Here is a 10,266-nt window from a genome sequence, read left to right as displayed (position 1 = left end):
CTTCGTGGCGCAGGAGACCCGGATGCCGGCGACCAGCCGAGGCAGTGCCGCGGCGCAGCGCTCGTCCGGCGCGGTGGCCACGTAGCGGGTGAGCACCGCCGCGAGACCGGCCGCGCCCGTGGCCAGGTACGGCATGGCACGGGTGAGCCGCGCGTCGTCGGAGATGGACAGGGCACCGTCGTCCAGCGGAAAGGTCCGGTCCAGCTCCTGGTGGAGCAGCAGGCGGCCCGCCTCCAGGAAGCGGTCGTCGCCGGTGTCGCGGGCCAGGCGGTGGAGGAAGAGGGCGAGCCCCGAGCGGCCGTGCAGCAGACCGCGGGCGTCGTGCTCGCCGAGCGCGGCCGGCAGATCGGGGGTGCGCAGCAGGCCTTCCCCCGCCGCGACGGCCCGCTCCAGATGGCCGTTCTCCCCGGTCAGCCGGTGCAGGGCGAGCCAGCCCAGGCCGACCCCGGCCCGCCCGCCGGCCAGCGTGCCGCAGGAGGCGGTGAGCGGGTGGCCGTCGGCGTCCCCGAGCAGGTCGACGGCCTCGTCCAGCCGGCCGAGGCCGGCCAGCACCCGGGCGATGCCGGCCGAGCCGACGAGCAGTCCGGGGGGCAGTGCGTCGCGCAGCGCCAGGGCGTCGTGGCGCAGCCGTTCGCGTATCTCCTCCGGCACCGCGGTCCCGGCGCGGTGCAGGGCGTGCACCACCCCGGCCGTGCCGTAGGCCAGGCACACGTTGTTGGTCCGGAACGCCTCGGGCGAGGGGGGGAAGACCCACTCCGGCCGGTCGGCGTCGGCCGTCTCGAGGAGACCCGCGGCCACCTCCCCGGCCAGCCGGGCGAGGCAGCCGCGCGGATCGGCGTCCAGCTCGGCGGGGGAGGGCGGGCGGCCGGGACCGTCCTGGTCCCGCGCCCGGTCCTCCGTCAGGTGGAAGGAGGTGGCCCGCCGCCACAGGTCCTGCGGCGGAGCCACGTCCGCCAGATCACGACGCAGCAGTGCGAGGTTGGCGGGCGCGTGCTCGGCGACCTCGTTGAACGGAGCCAGGAAGGCGAGCGCGACCGCCGACGTGCCGTACCGGTCCTGCAGCAGCGGATCGGTGTCCGCCCGGCGCAGGCCGGGCGGCGGCGCGAACCCCGGGGTGCCCATCCCGGACGGGGCCGCGGACAGCGCCGAGGCCGCCTCGAAGTCCACGAGCCGGATCCCGCCCGACGGCGTGACCAGGACGTTGCCCAGGCTGAGGTCGCCGAACCGGTAGCCGGCGGCGTGCAGCCGCTCGAGCGAGGCGTCCAGCGCGGCAAGCAGCCGCCGGCACGTCTCGTAGTAGGCCGCGACGGACTCGGCCGTGCGGTCGGCGCGGGCCAGCGGGGAGGACCGGCTCAGCCAGCTCACCAGCGGCTGCCCCGCGACGTACTCGGTGACGAGGAAGTCGTGCTCCCACTCCGTGAAGTGGTCCAGCGGCTCCGGGCCCACCCCCGGGGCCGCCGCGTGCAGCTCGCGCAGCACGTCGTACTCGTGCCGCAGCCGCTGCTGCGCGTCGGTCCCGTCGAAGACCAGGCCGTTGTGGGCGCGGGCCTCCTTGAGGAAGACGGTGCGGCCGGTCCGCCGGTCGCGGGCCCGGTAGGCACCGCCGGCGTTGCTCAGGCGCACCGCGCGGGTCACCTCGTAGTCGCGGATCAGGACCGGGCCCGTGTGCGGCTGTTCCTCCTGTTCGACGAAGGGGTCCGTGATCCCCGCGGGCAGCTGGAAGGAGGGCAGCCGCGAGTCCACGACCTCCCGGCCGGATCCGTCGCGGACCAGCCCCTCCCGGGTGCCGTCGGCCCGGAGCCGGCTGCGGGCGCCGTCGAAGGAGCCGTAGCGGTAGTGGACCGTCCGCGAGTCGCGAAAGCGCCGGTCGGTGAGGACGTACGGCCCCTCCTCCCCGTCGAGCGCGTCGCGCAGGCGTTCGAGGAGCCGGCGGGCGGTCGCCGTGTCCGGTGGGTAGACGGCGCAGAACTTGCCCGCCTGGGCCCGCACGGCGTGCTTGTGATGGAGGAACAGGAAGAAGAGCCGGGCGCTCAGGTGTTTGAACGGCACGCCTTCGGAGAAGCAGATCCCGGCCACCGTGTCGAGCACGTGCTGCGCCCGGTCAAGCCGTGCCGACACGTGGATCTTCCAGCCCTGCTCGGCGAGTTCGGTCCGCGGACCGCCCCAGACCGTCCAGATGCCCCGGGCGGAGCCGCGCAGGCCCGGCGGCACCTCGCCGGGAACGAAGCGCGGTCCGGGGTCGGGCACGCTGGGCAGCGGCAGGTAGTACTCCCGGTCCGCGAGCGCCTCGCCGAAGCCTTCGAGCACGGGATCTCCTCACAGGGTGGTGGTGGGCCGCCACAACGGTCTCGCGCGCCGGACGCCAGGACCGGCAGGTGCGGAGGCGGTTCGGGCGGCGGTACGGGACCGGCACCGGGCGAGAGCACCTCCGGGGCGCCCCGCGGGGCCTCGTGGGCCGCCGCCTCCGGCGAGTCCTTTGCTTCCCGGTCCGCCACCGGCCTTCCGACGAGGCCCCGCCCGGCACCGGGGCCAGGGCCAGAGCCCGAGCGGGCGCCCCGACCGCCGGAGGCACGAGCCGTGACCGGCACGCCGCCGAACGATCCGGTGCCGCCGAGTCCCACGCCGACGCCGGGGCCGGGCCCTCCCCACGCCGGAGCCGGTCATCTGATCCGGCCGGGACGTCTCGTGGGGGACTCCCACCGCCCGGCTGAAGTGCCGGGCGGGGCGGTCGCCGTGTCCACGGGGTCATGTCCGAAACTGTACGAGTGGTGTCACTTCCGACCCTCGTTCGGGCGGCCTTCGGATCCGAAGATCGATGCCATGAAGACGAACACACCGCAGCGGACCGTCGCCGTCGCTCTCGTGCTCCTCGCCCCGGTGATCGGCGTCCGATGAGTCTGACCCGTCTGGGGATGAGTGCGGATCAGGAGCGGCTCTACCGCAGTCTGCTGCGCGGTCCCCGTTCCACGCCGGACGACGTCCACCATGAGCTCGCCATGCCGGACGTGTCACGGGTGATGGAGGAGTTACGCACCCTCGGGGTGGTGACCGGGGCCTCCACCCCGGTGGCTCCCGCCGTCGCGGTGGAGCTGCTGGTGCGGAGGCGCGTGGAGGAGGCACAGCGCAGGCTGTCCGACCTCGGCCTCGCCTGGGACGTGCTCTCCGAACTGGCGGAGGAGCATCGCAGCGGCCGCAGCGTGCGGATGGCCGAGCAGCTGACCGACGGGCCGGCCGCGGCGCGGCGCATGCGGGCGCTGCTGGAGCGCGAGCCACGCGAGTTCGTCCAGCTCGAAGAGCGGGCCCGGGAGCGTGCTGACGCGGCGTCCGACGCGGTCCCGTCCCGACGCCTGGTGGCCGCCGGTCTGCGCAGCCGCATCGTGTTCTCCGTCGACGCCCTTCGGGATCCGGAGCAGGAGACCCATGCCCGGTCCCAGCACCACCTGGGTGTCCTGCACCGGGTCACCGGTGAACCGCTGCGACACCTGGCCGTGGTCAACGACGCCGTCGCGTTCATCCGGACCGATCCGTCGGACCCGGGGGCCGGCACTCTGGAGATCCGCCAGCCGGGTGTGGTGAAGATGCTCTCGGAGCTCTTCGAGGGGACGTGGGCCCGCGCCCGGGAGCTGGACGACCTGCCGCTGTCGCCCATCGAGCAGCGCGTGCTGCACGCGCTGACCCGCCATGACACGGACGAGACCGCGGCGCGTTCGATCAACGTGTCGGTGCGCAAGTTCCGGGCCCACGTCGCCGACCTGATGGGCCGACTCGGGGCGAACACCCGGTTCCAGGCCGCCTTGCGGGCCAAGGAGAGAGGGTGGCTGTGAACCGCCGGGTTCCGTGCACGATCCTGCAGGCACCCGTGCAGCGAGTACCGGTGCCGGCGCACGCGCGGCGACGACAGGGTGGTCCCCATGGATCGTTCGGACGTCATCGACGCCTGCACCCGGATGGCCTGGTACGCCGACCAGTGGGACCGGGAGCGGCTCGCCGGAGTCTTCGCCGACAAGGTGACCCTCGACCACACCGGCCTCGACGGCGGCGAACCCGTCATCCCCGGACCGGACCGGATCGTCGCCGGCCGGCAGGAGGCGCTGGGCGGCGCCTGCCGCTTCGACCTCGATGTGCTCCGGCGACGGCTGGACGGCTGGCGGATCACCGGCGTGGTCATGGCCGCCACCTGGGGCGACGGCAACCGGGCGCTCGCCCCGTGAGAGCGGCGACAGCGGCGACCGCCGCAGCCGTCGTCCTCCTCGTGAGCGGTACGGCGACGGCCTGCGCCTCCTCCGCCCGGACGGGAGACTCCGCGAGCGGCGTCGGCCCGTCGGCCACGGCCCGGACCCCGGCGGCGGCATCGTCCTCGCCCTCGCCGTCACCCTCGCGGCCGCTCCCGTCCCCCTCCTCGCCGGGCACCCCGGCCGGCCCGCTCGCCCCGGCCGCGCAGCGCTATCTGGACGCGGTCGCCGCCGGGGACGCGGACGCCGTGGCCGCCGCGTTCGACCCGGACGCCGTCGTCATCGACGTGGGGCGTGAGATCCGCGGGCGGGACGCCATTCGCCGCTGGGCCGCCGTCGAGGTCGTCGGAGGCGTCTACACGCTGCTCGGCCACACCCCGCGCGCCGGCGGCACGACGATGCTGGTCCGCTTCCGGCCGGGCGGCTCGGGAGGCTTTCGCGCCCGTTACGACCTCGACATCGCCGACGGCCTGATCACCCGGGCCGACCTGCGGTACGCCTGACGGACCCCTGTCCGTCCCGACCCGAAAAGGAGACGACGTGCCCCGACGAGAGACCGTCACCTTCGACAGCGACGGCACAGCCCTCGCCGGACACCCGGCCGTCGACACCGCGGCCGCACACTTCGGCAGGGCCCTGTGACGCGGCGCCCAAGGATCGCCCTGGCCCTGACGGCCGCACTCGCCGTCGGCACCCTGATCGGCCCCGCCGGTGCGGCCGGCGCGGGCGGTGCGATCGGCGCGGTGGGTGCGGCTCCGACCGTCGCGGCGACGACGGAACTGCTGGAGCCGGGCCCGTACCACCGCCTCCTCGACCCGCTCGCCGGCACCTGGCAGGCCACCAAGACCAACTGGGCGCTCGGGCGGAACGGCGAGCCGGTCGTCTCCCGCGACATCATCGTCAAGACGCGCTGGCTCGACCGGACCGGCGGCCGCTTCCTGGAGGAGACCACACGGGGCACGCTGGCCGGCCGGCCGTACTACAGCCTCGGCATCCTCGGTTTCTCCAACGTCGACAAGCGCTACGAGTGGACGACCTTCAACAGCGTCACCCCGCAGGCCATGACCTACCGGGGTGAGGCGGTGACCGGCCGCCCCTCGGCACTGTCGATCCCGGGCGAGTTCACCGACCCGGGCATCCTGGGGCCGGAGTTCGTCGGCAAGACCATTCGCATGCGCACCGTGATCACCATCGGCGCGGGGGGCCGGCCGCCCGTGTTCGAGCTCTACTTCACTCCACCGGGGCAGCCGGAGCGCCTGATCGACCGGACCGTCTACACCCGGCGGATCGGCTGACCGGTCCCGGCGAGCGGGGTACGGGGGCCGGGGGCCACCCGTGCCACGCTGTACGCACGGCTGGAGGAACTCGGTCGGCAGGGATGCCCGTCGGCTCAGGAATCAAGCACGGCGGCGACGGCTTCGATCTCCACGAGCTGGCCGTCATAGCCGAGCACGGTGACACCCATCAACGTGCTGGGCACGTCGTGGTCACCGAACGCGTCCCGGACGACCTCCCACGCCGTCACCAGGTCCTCCCGCCGGTGAGAGGCAACGAGAACACGGGTGCTGATGACATCGTGCAGTGACGCGCCGGAGTCCGTCAGAGCGGTCAGCATGTTCTCCACAGCCCTGGCCGCCTGCCCCGCGACGTCCCCGATCGCCGCAGTGGAGCCGTCCTCGTTCAGAGGACACGCTCCGGCCAGGAAGATCAGCCGCGACTCGGCCGGGGCCGTGGCCGCGTAGGCGTACTCCGCGACATCGGACAGGGAGGCAGAGCGGATCAACGTGACAGCACGCGGCACGGGCTTCCTTTCGCAGCGGTTCCGGGGCACTCAGGACCTTCTCAGAGGTCGGCTCCGCGTTCGACACATTTTCCCGGCCCGTCGACGCGTTCCGGATCCGCCTCGGCCTCCTCGGCAGGGCCCGCCTGAGGCAGGGACAGGCGCCGTGGACGCGTGTCCGCCTCCATCGCCCGCGCCTAGCATGGCGACCCATGAGGAAGACGCAGGCGGGGGCAGCCGGGCGGCTGCTGCGCGAGATGATCGGGGACGGCCGGATCGCGGAGGGCGCGAGCGTGCCGCGTGGAGGCGCGCTGCGGGCGGTGGAGCAGACGCGACCCGCGCGCTCGGTGGCGGCCGAGGTCGCCGCCGCGGGGGGAGTCGACGACGAGGCGGCTGCCCTCCTGACGGAGCTGACGGCGCGCCACCTCGGGGCGGACGTGTCCCGCTGGCGCGGGCTGCACGACACGCTGGCAGACCACCGCGGTGGTCTGCCCGAGCTGGTTGCCGCGCCGCCGGTGCCGTCGGCGTCCGACGGCACGTTCCGTCCGCCCGTGCCCCGCAGCGTCCACCGCACGCTCGGCCTGCTCCTGGAGCACGCGGAGCCGCGGCACGCCGCGGCCGCGCTCGCGGCCCTGCCGGAGCGGGTGACGACGGAGCTGCTCGCCGGCGGGACCCTGCCGGCGCCCGCCCTCGTCGACGCGGTCGTCGACCACGGCGACACCCGCACCCGGGCGGCCCTGGCCCGTCACCCCCGGCTCGACACGCGGGTCCTGGCCCGGCTGGTCGCGGTCGGCGACGCCCAGGTCGCCGCGGCCGTCTATCGCAACCCGCGCGCCACCCAGTCCCTGCGCCGCACCGTCGCGGAGCGGCTCGGCACCGTTCCGCTCGACGACGGGCTGCGCGCCGAGCTGACGGCCCCGCACGGCCGGGTCCCCCGCACCTGGCTCGCCCCGCTGCTCGCCACGGGCGACCCGCAGCTCGTGGTGCCGGCACTGCGGTGGGGAGTGCGCCGAGCCGCCCAGCAGTACGCCCTGCTGAGGATCTGGGAGTGGACCGGCCCGGATGCCGTACGCGACCTGCTCGACGACCCCGCCGCAGCCGCCTGGCTGAACCGAGCCGTCGTGGACACGGTCACCGAAGCCCTGGCCGCCCCGGACGGCGAGGGCCCACGCCGACTGCGCGCGCGGAGCGAGGCGTACGAGGATCCGGCCCGGCTGCCCGCGCTGCTCGCCGAGGCCCGGGGCACCAGCACCCTGCGCGACCTGCTGTCCGAGCCGTACGTCCATGATCTCGACGCCCTCGCGGCGGCCCATGCCGCGACCCCGTTCATGCCCAGGGCCTGCGAGGAACTGGCCCGCCACGAGGCGGCGAGCGATGCGCAGCGCCACGCGTTCCGGCTGAGCGTCCTCAACGAGCCGTGGCGGGCCGGGGGCCGTCGCGCGGGGAACAGCACCCCGCCCGCGCGGCGCCTCGCGGAGGAGGAACTCGACGACAGCGCCGACGTCTGGGCGGAGGGAATGGCCGTGGCGGGGCTCCTCGACCCGGTCGAGCTGGTCGGCACCGCGCGCCCCGCCGTCCACGCCTTGGCCGCGCTCGCCCGCCTCGCCGAAAGGGACCTGCTGGGCCCGGCGGCGGTCGCCCGGCTGCGCGCGTTGACGGAGGCGAATCTCGGGGAGCGGGGGCGAGCCTGGGAGGCCTTCGACATCCTGCTGCCCGAACACGGGGGCACGGTCGCGGAGCTGATCGTCGAGGCGGGGAAGGCCCCGGACGAGGCCGCCGCAGAGCCCGAACCGCCGGCCGAGCCCGAATCACCGGCCCGGCCCGAACGGTCGGCTGAGGCCGAACCGTCGGTCGTTCCTGAGCCGCCTGCCCGGTCCGAACCGTCGGCCGACGCCTCCGGCCGGTCCGAACCGCCGGCCGACGCCCCCGCCCGGTCCGAACCGCGAGGCGAGCCCGAACCGCCTACCGGGGAGCCCGCGCCCCGGCAAGCCCTGCCTCGCAGCGAGCGCGTGCACGCACTGGCCGCGCTCGACCTGCTGTACTCCCTCGCCCCGGAGGGTGCGCCCCGTCCGAAGGATCCCGAGGTACTGCGGGCGCTGGCCGTCCACGAGCAGGCGACCGCCCCCGGCCTCGCCACCCCGCGGTGGTTCACCGCCGCCTGCGCGGCCCACGGCATCCCCGCGTCCGAGAACGGCTTCGCGTATGAGGCACCCAGCCCCCGGCAGGTGCGCGCGCAACCTCCTGAGACGTACGGATCCGGCGCGCAGCACATCGAACGGGCCTACGTGCAGGGTGTGTTGCCCGCCGAGGAGCTGCTCACCCTGCTGCCCGCGCGGCGCCTGCTCCTGCTGCCCCACGACTGGCGGCGGCTCGCGTTCGCCGACGCCTGGCGGGCCGCGCTCGCCCGCCGGCTGCGCGCCGAACTCGGCACCGACCCGGACGCCTGGCTCCGCCTGGCCGGCACCGTGACGGCGTCCGAAGCCGCCTCTGAGGGGCTGACCTGGGCGGAGTTGACGGAGCGCGCGCGGTCCGGCGCCGGTCCGGCGGCCGGCGCCGAGAAGCCCCCGGGCAGGGCCAGGCCGGGCACTCCCGAGGAGGCGATCGAGCTTCTGGAGCACGGCGACCATCTGTGGGCCTGGCCGGAGGGCACCCTGCTCTGCCTCGCCGACGCGCGAGTGGTCGACGCGGTACTGCCCCGGCTCGGTCCCGACGGGCCGTGGCTGCTCGCCGCGTACCTGCTGCGCTACGACCGCACACCGCGTGCCGTCCTCGACCGGCTGCTCGCGGACCGTGACCCCGCCGCCCTGCGGATCCTCGCCGCCCAGTCCCGCTGGATGGAGCGGAGCGGCGCGGTGGAGCGCCTTGTCGACCTCGACGACCCCGAGGTGGACCTCGTCCTGCTGCGGCACTGGAACCCCCGGCCGATCGTCCACCGGATCGTGGCCCGGTCGCGTTCCGGCACCGGGCGGCCGTCCCTCGGAGCCCGCGTACTGGCCGACTGGCGCGCCGGGGGCTCGGCGTGGCCGGCCGGCGGCCTGGCGTGGCTGTGCTCAGCCGAACCCGATCTGGTGGAGGAACTGCTCGAAAAGCACGGCCGACGGCTGGGTCTCGGTCACCAACTGCTCGGCTGCCTGCGGTTGTTCGAGCACGGCAGTGCCGCCCGGCTGGCGCGGCTCGCGGGACGGGACGCGCTGGGGCGCTCCGCCACGACCCTGTGCGCGAAGGCCCTCGCGTCCGCCGATCCCGCCGCCGTCCTCCGCGCTCGGCTCGACCGCGAACTGGCGCCGGAGAAACTCGTCCGGAAGCTGCGGCGCGTCCCGCACGCCCCGCACGCGCGTGACCTCGTCGAGTCCCTCCCGCCGGGCGAGCCCGTGGACTGGACCGCCCTCGAAGCCGCCCACGCGCGGGAACCGCTCCCGTACTGGCGGGACATCGTCCGACTGGACGGCGTCCCCGAGGACGTACGGCTGCGGCACGCGGCGCTCCTGCCCGAGCCGGGCCCCGACGGCATGCCCGGCGGCGCACGGCTCACCAGGGAGCGGGCCCGACACGGTCTGGGCGGCCTGTTCCACTGCGCGCCGTCCACCCAGCTGGACGGGCTGCTCACGGCGCGGCTCCTCGACGGCGCGGACCTGGTACGCCTCGCGGCCCCGGCCACGCGGCTGCTCGCCTACCTGGGCGCCGCCGCCCGCCGCACGGACGCACCGCCCGGGGCCGCCGAGGCCCGCGCCCTCCTCGCGGAGCTCGTGCACTCCGAACTCGGCACGGACCCGGCGGCCTGGCGCAGGGTCGCCGAGCGACTGACCGGCCTCGACCCCGAGTGGGATCCGGCCTCGACGGTGGAGACGCTGCTCGCCGACCGGAGGACGTCGGCCGGACGCGTCCGGCCGTGCGGCGGACGGGCCGGGATCACCGCACCGGCTCGGACGCCGGCAGGTCCATGAGCAGCCGTCGTGCCAGGCGCCGTCCTCGCCCCCCTCGTCCTGCCGCACCACGCCGACGCGCCGGAACCCCACCTTCTCGTGGCAGCGGATCGCCGCGCCGTCGTCGACCGCCGGACCGATGACGAGCCGGTGATGACCGAGGTCCTCGACCAGGTGGCGGGCGAGGGCCCGGACGGCGTCGGTTCTGCCGTCATGCCGTCCCCGGCGCGCCACCGTGCCCGGACCCCGGGGGTGGCGCGAACAGCTGCCAGGACCGGAACGCCCCGGGGACGGAAAGGCACAGGACGACCGCCGAACCACACAACTCGCT

At 75.3% G+C, this 10,266-nt stretch carries 7 protein-coding genes; 5 read left to right on the top strand and 2 right to left on the bottom strand.

Translation table 11 applies throughout. The annotated features are described in order from the left end of the window. Positions 1–2,307 (bottom strand): class III lanthionine synthetase LanKC (lanKC, locus tag K7G60_RS29790; protein WP_225804069.1); only part of this gene is annotated, 2,307 nt, incomplete at its 3' end. 605 nt (positions 2,308–2,912) lie between these two features. On the opposite strand from lanKC, the gene K7G60_RS29785 reads away from it, so the two are divergent. The 4 genes from K7G60_RS29785 to K7G60_RS29770 all read left to right on the top strand — a co-directional run bounded on the left by K7G60_RS29785 (position 2,913) and on the right by K7G60_RS29770 (position 5,527). Beyond that, positions 2,913–3,824 (top strand): hypothetical protein, encoded by a 912-nt coding sequence (locus K7G60_RS29785; protein ID WP_225804068.1) that lies wholly within the window; start codon positions 2,913–2,915, stop codon positions 3,822–3,824. 87 nt (positions 3,825–3,911) lie between these two features. Then, positions 3,912–4,211 carry a nuclear transport factor 2 family protein gene (locus K7G60_RS29780; RefSeq protein WP_225804067.1) on the top strand — a complete coding sequence of 100 codons (300 nt, stop codon included), beginning with the start codon at positions 3,912–3,914 and terminating at the stop codon, positions 4,209–4,211. Next, complete coding sequence (locus tag K7G60_RS39275; RefSeq protein WP_225804066.1) at positions 4,208–4,735, top strand: nuclear transport factor 2 family protein; 528 nt, start codon at positions 4,208–4,210, stop codon at positions 4,733–4,735. Before K7G60_RS29780 ends, K7G60_RS39275 begins: the two co-directional genes overlap by 4 nt. 135 nt (positions 4,736–4,870) lie before the next feature. Beyond that, positions 4,871–5,527, top strand: a complete 657-nt coding sequence (locus K7G60_RS29770) for a DUF1579 family protein (protein WP_225804065.1) — start codon at positions 4,871–4,873, stop codon at positions 5,525–5,527. Positions 5,528–5,622: 95 nt separating this feature from the next. Here K7G60_RS29770 and K7G60_RS29765 read toward each other — a convergent pair whose 3' ends face one another. Continuing rightward, positions 5,623–6,033 (bottom strand): RidA family protein, encoded by a 411-nt coding sequence (locus K7G60_RS29765; RefSeq protein ID WP_225804064.1) that lies wholly within the window; start codon positions 6,031–6,033, stop codon positions 5,623–5,625. Positions 6,034–6,224: 191 nt separating this feature from the next. Between K7G60_RS29765 and K7G60_RS29760 the strand changes: the two genes are divergently transcribed. After that, entirely contained in the window at positions 6,225–9,956 is a 3,732-nt protein-coding gene (locus K7G60_RS29760; protein WP_225804063.1) for a hypothetical protein, read from the top strand. Positions 9,957–10,266 lie beyond the last annotated feature (310 nt).

The organism is Streptomyces sp. NK15101 (genome assembly GCF_020400725.1).
Taxonomy (GTDB): Bacteria; Actinomycetota; Actinomycetes; order Streptomycetales; family Streptomycetaceae; genus Streptomyces.
The sequence above is the reverse complement of the archived record's forward strand: the minus strand, read 5'-3'. Positions and strand labels throughout refer to the sequence as shown.